Below are 18,066 nucleotides of genomic sequence, written 5' to 3'. Positions count from 1 at the left end.
CACACGTGCGGCCACCGTGGCGATCCTCCCGGCCGAAGGTGAACGAACGGTGCCGTGCGAGTGAATAGTATCTCCCGCCCAACGCCGGGGCGGCCGGGACGGCCTGGCGCGACCGGTGAGCGCCCGTACGCTGGTGGCATGGATCGAACGCAGCTCGTGCTGCTGGCTCTCATCCTGGGAGTCGTCGTCGGGGGTTCCGTCGTCCTTCTCATCGCCTACGCGTTCCGGCTCCGGGACCGGCAGCGCGCCGAGACGTCGTCGCACGTCCCCGACGGAGTGACGCTGGTGCTGCGGGCGATGGATGATCCGGCGTTCGTGTCCGACGCCTCTTCGACCGTGCTCGCCGCCTCCGCGCCGGTCGGAGTCTTCGGCATCCGCGTCGGCGACGTCATCCCCGGCGAGGAGTTGCGTCACGTGGCTCGTGCCGCGCGGGACACCGGCGCCCCGGTGGTGCGGAACCTGCGGCTGCGGCGCGGCCCGGCACCGGCAGAGCCGCGCCTGGTGGCGGCGCGGGCGGCGAGCATCTCCCCGCGCCTGACGCTCGTGGTGCTCCGCGACATCACCGAGCAGGAGCGGGTGGAGGAGATGCGCCGCGATTTCGTGGCCAACACCAGTCACGAGCTGAAGACCCCGGTCGGGGCGGTGAGCCTGTTGTCGGAAGCGATCGAGATGGCCGCCGACGACCCGGCGCAGGTGCGGATCTTCGCCGCGCGCCTCACGGCGGAGGCAGCTCGCCTGGCCGCTCTCACCGCCCGGATCATGAGCCTGTCGCGCCTGCAGGCCTCGGACGAACTCCGGGAGGTGCGCGACGTATCCGTGGATGAGGTGGTCACCAGTGCCGTGGAGGCCCACGCGCTGCAGGCCGACTCGGCGTCGGTCACGCTCGTGCGCGGGGGGACGCGCGGCCTGCACGTGCGCGGCGACGCGCAGGTGCTCTCGGAGGCCGTGGGCAACCTCATCGCCAACGCCATCGCCTACTCGCCGGCCGGTTCCAGCGTGGGCGTGGGGGTGAGAGAGGCCGACGGCGTCGTGGAGATCGCCGTCACCGACCGCGGCATCGGCATCCCCGAGGCGGAGCAACAGCGCATCTTCGAGCGCTTCTACCGTGCCGACCAGGCGCGCTCGCGCAGCACCGGCGGCACAGGGCTGGGCTTGTCGATCGTCAAGCACGCCGTGCAGCGCCACGGCGGGGAGGTGCGCCTGTGGTCGGCCCCCGGCCGCGGGTCCACCTTCACGGTCCGTCTTCCGGCCGCGACCCCCGAGAGCGACCCGCCGCAGCCGAAGCCCGTGCGTAAGGACCGCCGCAGGAGGGTCCTCACCCACCCCACGCCCACCGAGAGGGATTCCGTATGACCCGCGTGCTGATCGTCGAGGACGAGCCGGATCTGGCCGACCCCCTGGCCTACCTGCTGCGTCGCGAGGGGTACGAGGTGGAGATCGCCGGCGACGGCGGTCACGCCCTCACCGCCTTCCGCGAGCGTGGGGCGGACATCGTGCTGCTGGATCTCATGCTGCCCGGGATGCCGGGGACGGAGGTGTGCCGGCAGCTGCGAGCCACCTCCCGCGTTCCCATCATCATGCTGACGGCGAAGGATTCCGAGGTCGACATCGTCGTCGGGCTCGAGCTGGGTGCGGACGACTACGTCACCAAGCCCTACTCCGCCCGCGAGCTGCTCGCCCGGATGCGCGCGGTGCTGCGTCGCTACGCGCAGGACGAGCCGTCGCTGGATGACCGCATCCTCACCGGCGGACGCGTCACCCTCGACATCGATCGCCACGCGGTCGCCGTCGACGGCACCGAGATCAACATGCCCCTCAAGGAGTTCGAGCTCCTGGAAGTGCTCATGCGCAACGCGGGGCGCGTGCTGACGCGCGGGCAGCTGATCGATCGCGTGTGGGGGACGGACTACTTCGGCGACACCAAGACGCTGGACGTGCACGTCAAGCGCATCCGCTCGCGGATCGAGTCCGATCCCAGCGACCCGCGCATGCTCGTCACCGTGCGCGGTCTCGGGTACCGCTTCGAAGCCTGAGCGCGCCGGTCACCTCACCGGCGGGAGCCGTCAGGGGAGCAGTTCGTTGTAGTAGTCCAGCGCGCCGTCCAGGACGGGCACCTCGTACAGGACGCCCTCGGAATCGCCCGACTGGAAGTACACCGGAACGGTGGAGCCGGCCGGTCCTTCGATGTTCTCCAGCTCGAGTGGGGGAGTGTCGTCGGAGGGGTTGCCCAGGCTCAGGCTCGACTTGGCCGGCACACGAACGGTGGCCTTCTCCACCGATGCGCCCTCGCCCAGCTCGATGTTGAGGGTGTGCGGCTCGTCGGTCTCGTTGACGATCGCGGCGATCATGTTGCCCGCCTCGCCGTCGCCCTCGCTCACGATGAGCACGTTGCGCACCTTGAGCGGGCCGGAGTCGGGGATGTTGACGCCATCAGCAGGCGAATAGACGATGGTCGTCGCCTGCGGGGTGATGAAGGCACAGCCGGTTGCTCCGAGGAGAACGGCGACGCCCAGGGCGGCAGACGCGATGAGGCGCGGTTTCACAGTTCCTCCCGGTGGAGCAGACGAGCTTCCTCAGCATTCTATGGGGTCGGCCGCCCTGTTCCACGCCGGTCCCGTGCCGAGCGGCCCGGCGAGCGGAGAACCTTACAGCATCGCGGGCTGTGGTATCCTAGACGTTGCCGAAAGGACATAACTGCATGCTTTTTGAGGTTGGCGAGACCGTTGTGTACCCCCATCACGGGGCGGCCACGATCATCGAAGTCAAAGACCGCATCATCCGCGGCGAGACGAAGAAGTACCTGAAGCTCAACGTCACGCAGGGTGATCTCATCATCGAGGTTCCCGCTGAGAACGTCGACCTGGTCGGCGTTCGCGATGTGATCGGCAAGGAAGGTCTCGACAAGGTCTTCGAGGTGCTGCGGGCGCCCTTCACGGAAGAGCCCACGAACTGGTCCCGCCGGTACAAGGCGAACCTCGAGAAGCTCGCCTCCGGTGACGTCATCAAGGTGAGCGAGGTCGTCCGCGACCTGTGGCGCCGTGACCAGGACCGCGGCCTGTCTGCCGGTGAGAAGCGCATGCTCGCCAAGGCCCGTCAGATCCTCGTGTCCGAGCTGGCTCTCGCGGAGAAGACCGACGAGGAGCGCGCAGGCGTCGTCCTCGACGAGGTGCTCGCTTCCTGACGACCCGGCGCTAGCGTGGGGGCGTGAGCATCACGCCCGTCCCCCGTATCGCTATCATCGTCGTCGCCGCCGGCTCCGGAACGCGGCTGGGCGCGACCGCGCCGAAAGCGTTCGTCGGCATCGATCGTCACACCGTGCTGCGCCACGCGCTGGAGGGTGTGTTCGCGGCGCCGTCCGCCCAGGTGATCGTCGTGGCGCCGGCCGGGCGTGAGGGCGACGCGCTCACCGAGCTGCTCGCCGCATCCGGAGACCGACGCGACCTCGCGTCGGTCGTCGTCGGGGGAGCGACACGGCAGGAGTCTGTCGCTGCGGGCCTGGCGGCGGTGTGGCCGGACGTGGAATTCGTCCTCGTCCACGACGCCGCCCGAGCCCTCACCCCACCGGATGTTTTCGGGCGCGTGCTCGACGCGCTCGCGGACGGCGTGCCTGCGGTGGTGCCCACCCTCCCGGTCGTGGACACGCTCAAGCAGGTCAGCGGCTCCGATGTCGTGGCTGCGGTGGATCGGTCCCAGCTGGCTGCAGCGCAGACCCCCCAGGGGTTCGCGCGTGTCGTGATCGACAGCGCGTACGCCGTCGCCGACCGCGAATACACCGATGACGCCGCGCTGGTCGCCGCGGCGGGAAGAGCCGTCGCGATCGTCCCGGGTGACACGCGGTCGTTCAAGATCACCACGCCCGACGACCTTGACCGCGCTCGCGCCCTGGTCGCCCCGTCGACGGCGTCGCATGCGGCGCTCGAGCACTCCGTGCCGATACCCCGCGTAGGGATCGGCACCGACGTGCACGCGTTCGCGGCGGCGGGCACCCTGTGGCTCGCCGGCCTGGAGTGGCCGGGGGAACCCGCCCTCTCGGGCCACTCCGACGGCGACGTCGTCGCCCACGCGATCGTCGACGCGATCCTCTCCGCGGCCGGACAGGGCGATATCGGCACGCACTTCGGCACTGACCGGCCGGAGTACTCCGGCGCGCACGCGGAGGCCTTCCTCGCGCGCACGGCGGCGATCGTGGGGGAGGCGGGATGGCGCATCGGGAACGTGGCGGTGCAGTTCCAGGCCACCCGTCCCCGCTTCGCCGGCCGTCGCGCGGAAGCCGAAGCGGCGCTGTCGGCGGCCCTCGGCGGCGCGCCGGTCTCCGTGAGCGCCACCACGACCGACGGCCTGGGATTTCCGGGGCGCGGGGAGGGTGTCGCCGCCTTCGCGACGGCCCTGGTCTTCCCCGTCTGACCCGTCAGAGCGGGCGGGTGAAGCTACGGCGGTCTATCGATAGCGGTTCCCGTCCTGGGCTAATCTCCCTGTGCGCAAGCGACATCAGGGCCTCGCCCGTTAGCGGTCGGTGATCACCAAATGGGGGTGTCCGCGGGACACGCATCCAACGCGCGAGCCTGCCCCGCGTGCTCGCTGCCGATGATGTCAGCGGCGTCACTGATGGGATTCCATCCCACCGCCCCCAACTGTTCGATCTCGTTCTCGAACTCCTCAAGTGTCGGGGCAGCTGGCAGGGCGAATCCGGCGCCGAGGAGGCAGTCGTACTGCCCGTGAATCCACTGATAGGCATCCGCTCGGAATCCAGCGTCCTGAATGGGCGGTGCGATGTCGGCTATGGATGACGCGCACGCGCTCAGGGCTTGCTGCTCGTTTGTGCCCATGCCCCCCATCTCGATCGAGACGCCGGTGTTGTGAGACTCTCTCCTCACATGGGCATCAACGCCTGCTTCCCTCAGGCAGGCGCCGATGTCCTCTGTCGCCCGCTCCACCGCTTGGTTGGCTCCGAACCACGTTGTGATCTCGGCGGATTCGGCGAGGGTGAGGCCGGGCGCGGGTTCGATGTCGTGAGACTGGAAGACCACCCACCCGCCTACCGCGACCGTGCCGAACGCGCCGGAACCGAGCACGATGGCGAATCGGATCCAGAGACGAGGAGGGGTGCGGCCATCACGAGACTTGTGGCCCACGCGAGGGACTCTCCATCCGAACAGGTGGAGTCGGTGGGTTAAACCGTCGATTCTGAGGGACCACGCCTCGGCGAAGGTCGGTCCTCGGCGACCGCGAGCGTCGTCGACGTCCAGAAGCGTGGCCATCACCACGGCCTCGTTGGCTTCTCGCCACCGCCTCGGGTACCAGCGGAGGAGGCGCCGATACCGCCTGCCGACGCGATCCGTCATCACGTCACCTTCCCCGAGACTCTTCGGCGGTCGCTCGCGGCGCCTCCGCACCGGATCGCGAGGTGATCATCGATCGAGCCGCACGCGCCCTACTCTCGATCCGAGAAATCTCTTCGTCGAGCGCACTCAGTCCAGAGTCGGTGAGGCGGAAGTACCTGCGTGCTCGCCCATCGACGACGTCCTCACCGGCGACTTCGATCAGCGCCAGTCGATCGAGGCGCTCCAGGGCGGCGTACAGAGTGGGGACCTTCAGGGAGACTGTCCCACCGTGCGACGTGCTCATCAATTCGACGTCGCGCAGAATCGCATATCCATGCTTTGGTGACTCCGCTAGAGCCGTCAATATCCAGAACGAGACTGCTCCCGATACCTCTCGCGCGACAGCGTTCATATCGCGAGAATACTCTCTTCGCATTACTATGGGGCGAGTGGTTCGGGTAGCTCACAGTCTCAGTGGTTGTCGGTCACAGACGCTCGACAGCCCGTGCGACGTGGGAGCGCAGAAGCCGTGACCCGTGACGTCGGCATGGACCGGAACCCCCGCGCCATTCCTGCGCGCGCTGCCGCTTACGCCGGCATAGGCAGCGGTATCGTCATCACCCTGACTGCGGGGATAGTCCTGATCCTCGCGTTGATGTCGCCAGAGCCTGTGACCTTCGGGCAAGGCGTACCGGTATGGCCTGTCGCCGTGGGCGTCGCTGTCGCCGGTATGTTGCTGACGGCGTGCAGCATCACCCTCCGTCGCCGGGTTGAACGGCGGGACAGGAATCGCGCGGCCGCGGTCAGAGCGGGCGGCTGAAGAAGGCCGAGAACGGATCGGGCCGATACGCGCCGAACGGCCCGCACGGGGTGAAGCCCTCGCTCTCGTACAGGCGACGTGCCGCGAGGAACTCGTCGGTGGAGCCGGTCTCCAGCCACAGTCGCGTCATGCCGCGCTTCCGCGCGGCGCCCATGACGTGGTGAAGGAGGGCGCGCCCGATGCCGCGGCCGAGGAAGGCCTCATCCACGCGCATCGACTTGATCTCGCCGCTGGTGTCATCCAGCCGCGAGAGTGCCGCGATTCCGGCGATCCGGTCGTCGACCTCCGCCGACCACAGCGTCACATCGGGATGCTGCAGCCCCGCCATCTCGAGGGCGTGGACGCTCTCCGGAGGAGAGGCGGCCCGCATGCCGGACAGATGCGCCGACACGAGCGCGCGGGTGCGGGGATCGTCGAGGTCGGCGAGGGCGATGGTGACCACGGTCATGCCTCCACGGCGTAGGGGGAAGGGTCGCGGGGCGGACGCGACCCCCACGCGAGCAGAACGAGGCCGGCGCACAGGACTGCCAGCCCCGCGACCGCCGGCAGCGACAGTCGCTCGCCGAGCACCGCGATGCCCAGGACCGCGGCGGTGAGGGGCTCGCCGAGGGTCAGGGTGGCCGCCGTGCCGGCGGTGAGGCGCTGGAGCCCCCACGTGAAGAGGGTGTAGGCCGCCGCGATCGTGACCAGGCCGAGCCACAGCGACATCACCAGCCCGCTGCCGGTCGTCGCCCACCGCAGGTCGACGAAAGGCACGCACAGCACCGCGATCAGCGCCGCGGTCGCGCCCATGCCGCCGGCGACGCTGAACGGGTTCCATCCGGAGTCGAACAGGCGACGCTGTGCGACGGCGATGATCGCGAAGGTGGCGCCGGCGGCCACCGACGCGGCGAATCCGACCGGGTCCGCTCCCGTCTGCCCCCTGCCGCCCAGCGCCAGCAGGGCGACCCCGGCCAGGGCCAGCGCGGTGGCACCCGCCCACGTGAGCGTGGGGACGCGGCGTGTGAGCGCCCACTCGAACAGTCCGGCCAGCACGGGTGCCGACCCGAGCGCGACGACGGTGCCCACGGCCACGCCGTTGCGCTCGGTACCGAGGAAGAACAGCGGCTGGTAGGCCGCGAGGCTCACTCCGGTCAACGCCAGAAGGGCGACCGCGCGCGGCGTCACCGGCGGCGGATGGGGCTCCCGGCGCCGCGCGCGGGCGCCGACGGCCAGTCCGACGACGGCCAGTACCGTGCCCCCGACCAGCAGGCGGGCGACGCCCACCGCGAGGGGGGTGCTGTCGTCGGGGCCCAGCGCCTGCGACGTGCCGGTCGTCCCGAACAGGACCGCCGCGGCGAGGACGGCGAAGACGGCGGGCATGCGATCATTTCTACCGCCTGCGCCCCTGTGCCGGCGACGCCCAGCGGGCGTGCGGCAGGCCCGCCGGTAGGCTGGGACCGTGACGGTCCGGATCTATGACACGAAGGCGCAGGCGCTGCGCGACTTCGTTCCCCGCGACCCCGACCACGTCAGCATCTACGTCTGCGGGCCGACGGTGCAGTCGGGCCCGCACATCGGTCATGTCCGCGGGGCGCTGGCCTTCGACATCCTCCGCCGCTGGCTCACGTACCGGTTCGGCCGGGTCACCTTCGTCCGCAACGTCACCGACATCGACGACAAGGTGCTCGCCAACGCCACCGACTCCGAGGAGTGGTGGGCGCTGGCCTACCGCATGGAGCAGGAGTTCACCCACGCCTACTCCGCGGCGGGCATCCTGCCGCCCACGTACGAGCCGCGCGCAACGGCGTCGATCCCCCAGATGCAGGAGCTCATCGCGCGCCTGATCGACGCCGGCCACGCCTACGCGGCAGGCGACGAGTCGGATGCCGCCGGCGACGTGTACTTCGACGTCCGCTCCTGGCCCGCCTACGGCGCGCTCACCCGCCAGTCGGTCGACGCGATGGAGCCCGCCGGTGACGCCGATCCGCGCGGTAAGCGCGACCCGCACGATTTCGCGCTGTGGAAGGGCGCCAAGCCGGGGGAGCCCGAGAGCGCCACGTGGGAATCGCCGTGGGGCAGGGGTCGCCCGGGGTGGCACATCGAGTGCTCCGCCATGTCGCGGCGCTACCTCGGGCCCGAGTTCGACATCCACGGCGGCGGCCTCGACCTGCGCTTCCCACACCACGAGAACGAGCTGGCGCAGTCCGCCGCCGCCGGCGACGCGTTCGCCCGCTACTGGGTGCACAACGGCCTGGTGACCGTCGGCGGGCAGAAGATGTCCAAGTCGCTCGGCAACTTCGTGCTCGCTCAGGACGTCCTCGCCGAGCACGAGCCGCTCGTCGTCCGGTACGCGCTGGCCGCGGCCCACTACCGCTCGACGCTGGATCTCACCCCCGAGTCGTACGCCGAGGCGCGCGCGGCGCTGGAGCGCATCACCACATTCCGACAGCGCGTGCTGCGCCTGACAGCCGGCGACCCGGCGGCGGTGACGCCCGCCGGCATCCCCGAGGCGTTCGCGGCGGCGATGGACGACGACCTGGGTGTGCCGCAGGCCCTCGCCGTCCTGCACGAGACCGTGCGCGCCGGCAATGTCGCCGTCGACGACGGCGACCGCGACGGCGCGATCGCCGCGTCGCGCGCCGTGGCGGCGATGCTCGACGTCCTCGGTCTCCTCGAGACCGGCAGTGCCGTCGCGTCAGCCCCGGATGCCGCGGCCGCGGCCCTGGACGGGCTGCTCCGCGCACTCATCGACCAGCGCGCGGAAGCCCGCGCGAACAAGAACTGGGCGGCAGCCGACCGCATCCGCGACGCGATCGCGGCGGCCGGTGTCGCCCTCGAAGACGGTCCCACCGGGACCCATTGGAGTCTGAACGATGGCTAAGCCAGGAAACCCGTCCGCCGGGCGTGGCAAGAAGGGCCCCACCAAGGGCACGGGCGGCAAGAACAAGCGATCCCTCGAGGGTCGCGGACCGACGCCGAAGGCCGAGGACCGCGCGTGGCACCCCGCCGGCAAGCGCAAGGCCGCGGCCGAGCGCTATGCCGCGGCGGGTGGAGCGCGCAAGCCCGGCGGGTCCGCCGGCGGACGCGGGGGTAACCCCAGTCGTTCGAAGGCGAAGAAGGACGACGACACCGAGACGGTCACCGGCCGCAACTCGGTGCTCGAGGCCCTGCGCGCCAAGATCCCCGCGACCGCGTTCTACATCGCGCAGCGCGTGGAGATGGACGACCGGGTCAAGGAGATGCTGTCGATCGCGAATCACCGCGAGATCCCCGTGCTGGAGGTCACCCGCCCCGAGCTGGACCGCATGGCCGGCTTCGACGGCGTGCACCAGGGCGTCGCGCTGAAGGTTCCGCCGTACGAGTACGCACACCCGCAAGACCTGCTCGAACAGGTCATCGACCGCGGGCAGACTCCGCTGTTCGTCGCGCTGGACGGCGTGACCGACCCGCGCAACCTCGGTGCGATCATCCGCTCCACCGCAGCCTTCGGCGGGCACGGCATCATCATCCCGCAGCGCCGGTCGGCGAGCGTGAACTCGGCGGCGTGGAAGACGAGCGCCGGCGCAGCCGCGCGCATCCCCGTCGCCATCGCTGCGAACCTCACCAGCACGCTCAAGGAGTTCAAGAAGCAGGGCGTGTTCGTCCTGGGACTCGACGGCGACGGTGACGTGGCGCTGCCGGCGCTGGAGCTGGCCGACCGGCCCGTCGTGATCGTGGTGGGCTCGGAGGGCAAGGGCCTGTCGCGCCTGGTCACCGAGACGTGCGACCAGGTCGTCTCCATCCCGATCTCCGCCGCGACCGAGTCGCTCAACGCCGGCATCGCCGCATCCGTCGCCCTGTACCAGGTGGCGACCCTCTGCGCCGTTCGCGAGTAGGAGCGGGTCGGGGTAGGGGATTCGCCGGAGCCGGTGCAGGATGGTCGGAGTGTCCGCGACGGAAGGAAGACCGTGACCCGTATCGCTGTCATCGGAGGAACCGGCTACGCCGGACGTCACATCGTGGCCGAGGCGGTGAGCCGCGGGCACACCGTCGTCTCGATCGCCCGCTCGGTGCCGTCCGAGCGCGTGGAGGGCGCGAGCTACATCGAGGGCAACATCCTCGACGTGCCGGAACTGGTTCACCAGCTCGAGGGCGTGGAGGTCGTCGTCGCGGCGGTGCCGGCACGCGGCGACATGCTCGGCAAGGTGCGCCCCGCCCTGGAGGAGCTGTTCGCGGCTCTCCCGGAGAACGTGCGCGTCGGCGTCATCGGCGGCGCGGGCGGGAGCCTCGTCGCTCCCGGCGGGCCGCGCCTGGTCGACACCGAGGGCTTCACCGAGGACTACAAGCCGGAGGCGCTCGAGGCGATCGGCGTGCTCGAAGACCTGCAGTCGGGAACGGGTGGACGGGACTGGTTCTACGTGCACCCCGCGGGCGGCTTCGGCATGTGGGCGCCGGGGGAGCGGACCGGCTCCTACCGCGACGGCGGCGACGTGCTCGTGACGGACGCGGACGGCGAATCGTTCATCTCCGGCGCCGACCTCGCCGTGGCCGTCCTCGACGAGATCGAATCGCCGAAACACTCCCGCGAACGGTTCACCGTGGGGTATTGACCCCGGCTCCGCCGCTACACGAGGTCGCGCCAGTCCACGCCCTGCTCGTCGTCGTCGGCGACGGGCAGAGCGCCGGTGATGACCGGCAGTGACACGGTGTCGGTGGGCGGGCCCATCACGGTGGCCTCGTCCCGGCGGTGGCGCAGGACGTCGTCGATGTAGGACGTGAGCACTTCGGCGATCGGGACGGATCGCCCGCGCGTCTGCGACATGTACCACCGGTGCTCGAGCACCTGATGGAACACCTCCGCGGGCTCGAGCTTCGCTCGCAGGTCGAACGGGATCGCCATCACGACCGGCTCGAACACGCGCGTGAGCCATTCGTGGGCGACCATCTCCTCGTCCGCGCCCAACCGGCTCACCCGGGCGCGGAACTCGTCCAGGTCGTTGAGCAGTCGCCGCGCCTGGTTCTCCTCGACGTCGAGGCCGGTCAGCCGCAGCAGCCGGCGCTGGTGGTGCCCCGCGTCGACGACCTTGGGCTGGATCGACACCCGTGTTCCGTCGGTCGTGGTCTGGATCGACATCTCGCCGATGTCGAAACCGAGGGCGTTCAGGCGCTGGACGCGCTCGGTGAGCCGCCACGACTCGTCGACGGCGAAGCTCTCCTTGTCGGTGAGTGCCGCCCACAGCGAGTGGTACGACGACACGAGCCCGTCGGCGACCTGGACGGCGTCGATGCCGCCCTCCAGCCGGCCGCCGGCGGCGAGGTCCATGATCTCGCCGGCGATGTTCGTGCGCGCCACGTCCAGGTCGTGCGCACGCTGCCCGGGCGTGAGCCCGCCTTCATGCAGTTCACCGGTCTCGGCATCCACCAGGTACGCGGCGAAGGCGCCCGCGTCGCGGCGGAACAGCGTGTTCGACAGCGACACGTCGCCCCAGAAGAACCCCACGTTGTGCAGGCGCACCAGCAGCACCGCGAGGGCGTCGACCAGGCGGGTGGCGGTGTGCGGGCGCAACACCTGCGTGAACAGGGCGCGGTAGGGGAGGGAGAAGCGCAGGTGCGCCGTGACCAGAGCCGCGGGCAGCGGCTCGCCCGCCGCATCCGTCCGGCCGGCGATCACGGCGACGCGCTCCACGCACGGGGCGGCGAGGCGGTGCAGGTTGCCCAGCATGTCGTACTCGCGCCGGGCCATCTCCTCGGTGGTCTCCTTGATGGCCACCACCCGCCCCGAGAGGTTCGCGAAGCGCACGAGGTGGCGCGAGATCCCCTTGGGCAGGTAGACGATCGTGCTGCTCGGCCACTCCGCCAGAGGCGTCGCCCACGGCAGGGACAGCAGACCCGGGTCGACGGAGCTCGCGGTGATACTGAGGGCTGAGGGGGACACGGGCACTCCTGGCGGAAACGACGCGGCGCGGGCAGCCCCAAGGCTACCCGCGCCGCGGTGTGAGAGTCGTGTCAGGCGGAGACGACCGGCTTGTCGTTCAGGCGCTCGCCGGACTCGACGTCGAACGCGTGCACGTGACCGGCGCTGGCGGCCAGTGTGACGGTCTCACCCGCGTTGGGGTGGTTGCGGCCGTCGACACGGGCGACCAGGTCGGCGCGCTTGCCGTTGATCTCGGTGTGACCGTAGAGGTAGCCGTCCGCGCCGAGCTCCTCGACGAGGTCGACGACCACGGACAGGCCACGGCCGTCGGCGGGGCCGACCACGATGTCCTCGGGGCGGACGCCCACGGTGACCTGGCTGCCGTTGGCGCGGCCCACGGTGTCGCGGTCCAGCGGCACGACCTCGTCGCCGAAGCGCACGCCGCCCTCCGCGAGGTCGGCCGAGAAGAGGTTCATGGCGGGGGACCCGATGAAGCCGGCGACGAAGACGTTGTTGGGCTTCTCGTACAGGTCGCGGGGCGTGCCGACCTGCTGCAGGATGCCGTCCTTGAGCACCGCGATGCGGTCTCCCATCGTCAGGGCCTCGGTCTGGTCGTGCGTGACGTAGACGGTGGTGACGCCCAGGCGGCGCTGCAGCGACGCGATCTGGGTACGCGTCTGCACGCGGAGCTTGGCGTCGAGGTTCGACAGCGGCTCGTCCATGAGGAACACCTGCGGCTGACGGACGATCGCGCGGCCCATCGCGACGCGCTGACGCTGACCACCCGAGAGGGCCTTCGGCTTGCGGGTGAGGTACTCCTCGAGGTCGAGGAGCTTGGCGGCCTCCAGGACGCGGGCGGCGCGCTCTTCCTTGCCGACGCCGGCGATCTTCAGGGCGAAGCCCATGTTCTCGGCGACGGTCATGTGCGGGTACAGCGCGTAGTTCTGGAACACCATCGCGATGTCGCGGTCCTTGGGCGGCACGTCGGTGACGTCGCGGTCGCCGATGAGGATGCGGCCGGAGTTGACCTCTTCCAGGCCGGCCAGCATGCGCAGCGACGTGGACTTGCCACAGCCGGAGGGGCCGACGAGGACCAGGAATTCGCCGTCGGCGACTTCGAGGTTCAGCTTGTCCACGGCGGGACGAGTGCCCCCGGGGTACAGGCGGGTTGCGTTCTCGAACGTGACAGACGCCATGTTCTCTTCTCCTTCACCGGCAGGTACGTGCCGGACGATCCGTAGTGAGGATGAGCGGGGGCTGGCCCGCACGCCCGCCATCGGGCGCGATCCTCAGTATGCCACGCAACCCGAACCGTCTGGGTTTTTCCCAGACAGCCTGACTAGCATCATTTCTGGCCGCCTCACCCCCGTGCGGCCCGCCGGATCCCCGGCCCCACCATCTGTGCAAGAGGATTCATGCCGAGCGATCAGACACCGCAGGTGCCTGCCACGCGTGACCGCCGTGAGGCGGTGCGCGAGAAGGCTCAGCAGGTGCACGCCAAGCAGTCGCGTGTGCGTCTGCTGCGTGGCGTGATCCTCGGTGCCGTCGGGCTCGCCGTCATCGGCGGCGCCGCCGCCGCCGTCATCTGGGCGTTCGCCGAGATGGGGCCGCGCCCGCAGGTGCAGCCGGCCAACGCGCACGGGGACGGATTCACGGTGTCTTCGATCCCCGAGGTGGGCGAGCCGTTGCAGACCGGTGTGGACGGCTCCACCCCGACCGCCGAGACGACGCCGGAGGAGGAGGCGCCGTCGGAGGGCGAGGCCACCCCCACCCCCGGCGCCACCGACACTCGGGCCGTCGACATCCGCGTGTACGTGGACTACCTCTCCACCGGCGCACGAGAGTTCCAGATCTCCAACGCCGAGCAGCTGAAGAAGTGGGTCGGTCAGGATGCAGCGACCCTGACGTACTATCCCGTGGCCATGCTGACGTCGAAGTCCAACGGCACGAAGTACTCCCTGCGTGCGGCGGGAGCGGCCGCGTGCGTGGCGACGTACTCGCCCGACACCTTCTTCACCTTCAACGACCAGATGTTGCGAAAGCAGCCCGAGATCGACTCCGACGGCATGAGCGACGAGGAGATCGCCGAGCTCGCCCAGGCCGCCGGTGCCTCGGCACCCAAGGTCGTGCGCAATTGCATCGAGGAGGGCTCGTTCCTCTCCTGGGCGCGTGCCGCCACCGACCGGGCGCTGGAGAGCATCCCCGACAGCGACGGTGTCGCTCTCACGGGAACCCCCATGGTGCTGGTGAACGGCACGCCCTACATCGGCGCGATGGACGATCCGACCGAGTTCGCCCAGTTCGTCCTCACCGTCGCCAGCGACGCGTACTACCGCACGCCTTCTCCCACGCCGTCGCCTTCCGAGTCCGGGACGCCCACCCCCACGCCGTGAGGCGATCGGGTGCCCGGAGCGGCATCCGCGGACAGCGCACGGACGCCCTCTTTCGCTGATCCAGGCGAGGCTCTATCCTCTCGGCAGATCCCGTCGACGAGGAGGCCGCATGCCTGCCACGCCCCTGCCGCACGGCGGCGCCGTCCCCACCGGACCCAAGACGTGCGATGCGAGCGGCATGATCGACATCCACCGCATGTTCCGCCGGGGCTTCGGCGAGGCGCCCGACCTCATCCGGCGCGTCGCCGAGGGCGACACCGCGCACGCCGCCGTCGTCGCGACGCAGCTCGAGACACTGTCGCTGGGGCTGCACGCGCATCATGAGGGCGAGGACGAGCGGCTCTGGGACGCCCTCGACGAGCGCGCCCCGGCCTGCACCGTGCACGTCGAGCGCATGAAGGCGCAGCACGCCGAGCTGCTCGCGCACCTCACGATCATGGATGCCGCACTGCCGGCCTGGCGCTCGTCGGCGAGCTCGGCGGATGCCGCGCGGGTGCTCGACTCGCTCGAGGGCATCAACGCCGCCATCGGCGTGCACCTGCCCGACGAAGAGACCACCATCGTGCCCGTGATGGAGTACACCATCACCAAGGCCGAGATCGACTGGTTCTCGCAGCACGGGCGCCGCTCGATCCCGAAGGGGCAGACCTGGCAGCAGTTGGGCGAGATTCTCGCCTCACAGCCCGACGGCGGCGACGAGTGGCTGCACAAGAACATGCCGGCCCCGGCGCGTTGGGCCTGGCGCTGGGTGGGTCAGCGGCGCTACCTCGCCCATCGCGCGGCACTCGAAGGACGCTGAGGGCGGACGCTCTACACTCGGTAGGGAGAATCTGAAGGTGTGGGGTGGCCCGTCACCCGACTCTCGCAGTCTCGAAGACCCGTGGAACTCCACGACCCGCCGGCTTGGCGCAATTGGTAGCGCACCTAACTTGTAATTAGGGGGTTGCAGGTTCAAGTCCTGTAGCCGGCACCGAATCCTCGGTAAAGCGCAGGGCTTCGCTTCCGAGTAACGAGTATTTCCGCCAGGATATGGCTGCGCTCGTCGACTGCGACGGTGCAGCTCGGGGGATTCGAATGAGGCGGATAGCACGTCGACGCGTCGCGGCTTTGATCCTTGCGTCGACGTTGCTCACGGGTTGCGCAGCGCAGGACCTCGCTTTCGGTGTGTCGTCAGGTGAACTGGTGGGAAGCTGGGTGGAGGCCGACGGGCTCGGGACAGACCTCACGTTGTCCGGGGATGGGACGCTCTACGCGAGTGAGTGGCCGGCGAGTTTGCACTGTGTCTCAGACGGCGCGCGGGACCTGGCCGCCCTAGAGGACGACGAGGCACTCGCATTCGACGGGACGTGGAGACCGGGTTCGGGGTCTCTGGGGTATGTCGTCATGATGGTTTTCGACGACACCGTCTGTGCGCGAGGGGGGACGCAGGCAACTGTGTGGCGGAATGGTGATGGGGCGCTAAGCCTGCGGATTACGATTCCGGTAGGTGTGGACCCGGATGTTCTCGAGCGGGACCAAGTGCTCCTCTTACATCCAGCCGAGCTCGACTGACGCCGAAGATGCGGCAGCAAGCGCGCTCGCCGCTCGTGGAGTCCGAACGATGATGCGCGAGTCCGGTCGCGAATGGCCTCTCCTTGGTGGCATGGTCGCCGCTGCTCTTGTGACCGCTCTGATAGTCGGCGTCGGGCGGTCTCTCATCGTCGAGGCAGCGTCCACCGCTCTCGAGCCACCTTCGCAGGAAGCGCGGACTCTTCTGGGCGCCGTCGCACTCTTCACGGCGGGGGGACTCCCAGCGGCAACCGCCACGTGGATCATTGCGAGACGCCGCGTGACCTCGCGCACGAGCAAGCTCTTCGGAATGGCAGTGGCGGGCAGCGGGTCCTCGATCCTGCCCGGGGCGCTCGTTCTTCGACTCATGATCTGGGACACCGCCGACTGGGCGTTGACCAGCCTCGCCTTGGCGGGAACGGACGTGCTGACCTTCCTGGTGGTGCTCGTGAGCGCTCGAGCGATCCACACCAGAGGTGTGGCACACCTTGAGTAGGGGAATGGAGGACGAGGTAGGAGTACGCAGTAGGCGTCTCTGGACGGCCGCAGAATCCGACGTCAGGAGGAGACGGATGCGCCGTGCCGTGGATGAGGAGGCTGCAGACCAAGTCCTTCACCGGTAGGAGCCATTCCCGTTCGCCAGGCGATCACTCGCGGCGATCCCCGCGCGCGCCCACCCAGATCGAGATGAGCAGCCAGACGGCGAGCCCTGCCACGAGCCACAGCACTCGGTCCGTGACGAGGAACAGGACGAGGCCTGCGAGAAGACACAGCGCGAGAGCGATGCCCACATTCCTCAGCATGGAACGAACAGTAGCGCTCGCGTTGCGATGTCAAGCGCGGGTGACCGGCCAGCGGAAACGGCGGGCGACGGGGACGATGAGTGCAGCCGCAACGCGCTGATCGAGCGTGGCGGAGACCGCGGGGCTCGGCGGGAAGGCAGTCGCCGCATGTGAGAACAGGACGGTCATGGCAGTGCCGGTCATCGTCGAGGGCACGTCCAGCCCATCGAGGTCTGGCCACGTGTGGTGGATCTCCCGGGCCCATGCCCTGCAGGTGGATCGGGGAGCGGCGTGCAAGCTGGCAGATGCGCCGTTTCGGATCGCCCATTCGCCTGACACCCGCAGCAGCCGCAGGGGACGAGTCGGTGTCCACCCGACAAGCGCGCGCTCGCGGCTCAGCGTGATGACGCGCTGTTGCTGGAACGCTTCCGCCACGACGGTGAAGACGTCTGCACTTGCGTACGAGACCCCGATGCCAGGGTGGTCGCCTCGAGGGGTCGGGTGGGGGTCCCATCGCATCGAGGTGACCGGTCCGTGCTCACGCAGCTCGTCCCACGTCGACGGGTGCGCGCCGGACACCCGGTGGATCCGCCACAGTGGATGCTGCACAGAGGTGAGGTCGCCCTCCTCCATCGTCAGGGGAGTAGGAGGGGTGCGCGGGTTCTTCGCTGTCACCGGTAGGCCAGGTCTCCGACCATCTGGACGACGGTGGCCACGGTGCCTCCCGTTGCCAGCCACTCCTGCGGCGTGCGCCCGCGCAGTTCCTCAGAAGGAGAGGTCATCACCTTCTGGATGTCTAACGGGTGGAAGTCGCTGGGGAACGCAGCCAGAACCTCCCGAAGACCGGGCAGCATCTCTCCGTCCACGAACTGCCACGAGGGATAGGCCGTCTGTCCATCGACCTGCCCGGCGCTCATCAGGCGCCGCTCGGACAACAGCCGGCGCACGTGAGCGACGTCCTTACCCATCATCTGCGCGACTGCCCTGGTCGGCAGCAGCGACTCTTTCAGCTCCCGCCTGAGGACGAGAGCGGACGCGGCTTCGTATACCGCATTGAACCTCTCGGCCTCCGTGCTGAAGACCTGGGCGGGGACGCCGGAGTCCCGCATGAAGGCGAGTTCCGATGCCGTCAGTGCCGTGGTCACCGGTCCCGCGACGAGCTCCAGCATGGTGTCCACCACACCGCGGGCATACTGGTGCGGCACGCCGTGCTTCTCCAGGTGGGCGCCCAGATCCTCCTCGTCGAGCGTGGGGCGTGGCTCGTCGTATGCGGTGCTCATACCACAAGTGTACGGATTGTTACGCCGTAACGGTACGCCGGACAGCA

The 18,066-nt window shown here is 69.6% G+C and carries 21 protein-coding genes and 1 tRNA gene; 12 read left to right on the top strand and 10 right to left on the bottom strand.

Features of this window, described 5'->3' with window-relative positions:
* Positions 1-138 precede the first annotated feature (138 nt).
* Entirely contained in the window at positions 139-1,353 is a 1,215-nt protein-coding gene (locus tag E4K62_RS13245; RefSeq protein ID WP_135068177.1) for a sensor histidine kinase, read from the top strand.
* On the top strand, positions 1,350-2,033 hold the full coding sequence (locus tag E4K62_RS13240) for a response regulator transcription factor (protein ID WP_135068175.1): 684 nt from the start codon (positions 1,350-1,352) through the stop codon (positions 2,031-2,033). The genes E4K62_RS13245 and E4K62_RS13240 overlap by 4 nt, the downstream gene beginning before the upstream one ends.
* 30 nt (positions 2,034-2,063) lie before the next feature.
* On the opposite strand, the gene E4K62_RS13235 is transcribed toward E4K62_RS13240, so the two are convergent.
* On the bottom strand, positions 2,064-2,543 hold the full coding sequence (locus E4K62_RS13235; protein ID WP_135068173.1) for a DNA modification methylase: 480 nt from the start codon (positions 2,541-2,543) through the stop codon (positions 2,064-2,066).
* A gap of 155 nt (positions 2,544-2,698) precedes the next feature.
* Between E4K62_RS13235 and E4K62_RS13230 the strand changes: the two genes are divergently transcribed.
* Positions 2,699-3,181, top strand: coding sequence for a CarD family transcriptional regulator (locus E4K62_RS13230; protein WP_135068171.1), 483 nt, complete (start codon positions 2,699-2,701; stop codon positions 3,179-3,181).
* Positions 3,182-3,204: 23 nt separating this feature from the next.
* On the top strand, positions 3,205-4,404 hold the full coding sequence (gene ispD, locus E4K62_RS13225) for a 2-C-methyl-D-erythritol 4-phosphate cytidylyltransferase (RefSeq protein ID WP_135068169.1): 1,200 nt from the start codon (positions 3,205-3,207) through the stop codon (positions 4,402-4,404).
* A gap of 113 nt (positions 4,405-4,517) precedes the next feature.
* Here the strand turns inward: ispD and E4K62_RS13220 are convergent, their stop codons facing one another.
* The 4 genes from E4K62_RS13220 to E4K62_RS13205 form a co-directional block, all read right to left on the bottom strand.
* Positions 4,518-5,132 (bottom strand): hypothetical protein, encoded by a 615-nt coding sequence (locus E4K62_RS13220; protein WP_147911184.1) that lies wholly within the window; start codon positions 5,130-5,132, stop codon positions 4,518-4,520.
* 214 nt (positions 5,133-5,346) lie between these two features.
* The gene (locus tag E4K62_RS13215) at positions 5,347-5,733 is read right to left on the bottom strand and encodes a PadR family transcriptional regulator (protein ID WP_135068165.1); all 387 of its coding nucleotides are present in this window, start codon (positions 5,731-5,733) and stop codon (positions 5,347-5,349) included.
* 391 nt (positions 5,734-6,124) lie between these two features.
* A complete protein-coding gene (locus E4K62_RS13210) occupies positions 6,125-6,589 on the bottom strand; it encodes a GNAT family N-acetyltransferase (RefSeq protein ID WP_135068163.1) in 465 nt (154 codons plus the stop codon).
* On the bottom strand, positions 6,586-7,503 hold the full coding sequence (locus E4K62_RS13205; protein ID WP_135068161.1) for a DMT family transporter: 918 nt from the start codon (positions 7,501-7,503) through the stop codon (positions 6,586-6,588). Before E4K62_RS13205 ends, E4K62_RS13210 begins: the two co-directional genes overlap by 4 nt.
* A 79-nt stretch (positions 7,504-7,582) precedes the next feature.
* Here E4K62_RS13205 and cysS point away from each other — a divergent pair, with 79 nt between their 5' ends.
* The 3 genes from cysS to E4K62_RS13190 all read left to right on the top strand — a co-directional run bounded on the left by cysS (position 7,583) and on the right by E4K62_RS13190 (position 10,712).
* Positions 7,583-9,004 carry a cysteine--tRNA ligase gene (gene cysS / locus E4K62_RS13200; protein WP_135068159.1) on the top strand — a complete coding sequence of 474 codons (1,422 nt, stop codon included), beginning with the start codon at positions 7,583-7,585 and terminating at the stop codon, positions 9,002-9,004.
* Positions 8,997-9,998 carry a 23S rRNA (guanosine(2251)-2'-O)-methyltransferase RlmB gene (gene rlmB, locus E4K62_RS13195; protein ID WP_135068156.1) on the top strand — a complete coding sequence of 334 codons (1,002 nt, stop codon included), beginning with the start codon at positions 8,997-8,999 and terminating at the stop codon, positions 9,996-9,998. Before cysS ends, rlmB begins: the two co-directional genes overlap by 8 nt.
* Before the next feature lie 72 nt (positions 9,999-10,070).
* The gene (locus tag E4K62_RS13190) at positions 10,071-10,712 is read left to right on the top strand and encodes an NAD(P)-dependent oxidoreductase (RefSeq protein ID WP_135068154.1); all 642 of its coding nucleotides are present in this window, start codon (positions 10,071-10,073) and stop codon (positions 10,710-10,712) included.
* A gap of 14 nt (positions 10,713-10,726) precedes the next feature.
* Here E4K62_RS13190 and E4K62_RS13185 read toward each other — a convergent pair whose 3' ends face one another.
* Both E4K62_RS13185 and E4K62_RS13180 read right to left on the bottom strand, forming a co-directional pair.
* Entirely contained in the window at positions 10,727-12,037 is a 1,311-nt protein-coding gene (locus E4K62_RS13185) for a DUF4032 domain-containing protein (RefSeq protein ID WP_135068152.1), read from the bottom strand.
* Between the two features lie 71 nt (positions 12,038-12,108).
* On the bottom strand, positions 12,109-13,212 hold the full coding sequence (locus E4K62_RS13180; protein ID WP_135068150.1) for an ABC transporter ATP-binding protein: 1,104 nt from the start codon (positions 13,210-13,212) through the stop codon (positions 12,109-12,111).
* 219 nt (positions 13,213-13,431) lie between these two features.
* Here E4K62_RS13180 and E4K62_RS13175 point away from each other — a divergent pair, with 219 nt between their 5' ends.
* The 5 genes from E4K62_RS13175 (at position 13,432) to E4K62_RS13155 (ending at position 16,453) form a co-directional block, all read left to right on the top strand.
* A complete protein-coding gene (locus E4K62_RS13175; RefSeq protein WP_135068148.1) occupies positions 13,432-14,409 on the top strand; it encodes a DsbA family protein in 978 nt (325 codons plus the stop codon).
* A 109-nt stretch (positions 14,410-14,518) separates the two neighbouring features.
* Entirely contained in the window at positions 14,519-15,208 is a 690-nt protein-coding gene (locus E4K62_RS13170) for a hemerythrin domain-containing protein (protein ID WP_135068146.1), read from the top strand.
* Between the two features lie 98 nt (positions 15,209-15,306).
* A tRNA-Thr gene (locus E4K62_RS13165) sits at positions 15,307-15,379 on the top strand.
* Positions 15,380-15,438: 59 nt separating this feature from the next.
* A complete protein-coding gene (locus tag E4K62_RS13160; RefSeq protein WP_135068144.1) occupies positions 15,439-15,960 on the top strand; it encodes a hypothetical protein in 522 nt (173 codons plus the stop codon).
* A 277-nt stretch (positions 15,961-16,237) separates the two neighbouring features.
* Entirely contained in the window at positions 16,238-16,453 is a 216-nt protein-coding gene (locus tag E4K62_RS13155; protein ID WP_135068142.1) for a hypothetical protein, read from the top strand.
* Between the two features lie 151 nt (positions 16,454-16,604).
* Here E4K62_RS13155 and E4K62_RS18730 read toward each other — a convergent pair whose 3' ends face one another.
* Genes E4K62_RS18730 through E4K62_RS13145 form a run of 3 tightly spaced genes read right to left on the bottom strand, consistent with a single transcriptional unit; the run spans position 16,605 to position 18,019 of the window.
* Complete coding sequence (locus tag E4K62_RS18730; protein WP_167747792.1) at positions 16,605-16,760, bottom strand: hypothetical protein; 156 nt, start codon at positions 16,758-16,760, stop codon at positions 16,605-16,607.
* Between the two features lie 30 nt (positions 16,761-16,790).
* Positions 16,791-17,414: an RES family NAD+ phosphorylase gene (locus E4K62_RS13150; RefSeq protein WP_147911185.1), complete on the bottom strand. Its 624-nt coding sequence runs from the start codon at positions 17,412-17,414 to the stop codon at positions 16,791-16,793.
* Positions 17,411-18,019, bottom strand: a complete 609-nt coding sequence (locus tag E4K62_RS13145; RefSeq protein WP_135068138.1) for a hypothetical protein — start codon at positions 18,017-18,019, stop codon at positions 17,411-17,413. Before E4K62_RS13145 ends, E4K62_RS13150 begins: the two co-directional genes overlap by 4 nt.
* Positions 18,020-18,066 lie beyond the last annotated feature (47 nt).

The organism is Microbacterium wangchenii (genome assembly GCF_004564355.1).
In the GTDB taxonomy this organism is placed as follows: Bacteria; Actinomycetota; Actinomycetes; order Actinomycetales; family Microbacteriaceae; genus Microbacterium; species Microbacterium wangchenii.
The sequence above is the reverse complement of the archived record's forward strand: the minus strand, read 5'-3'. Positions and strand labels throughout refer to the sequence as shown.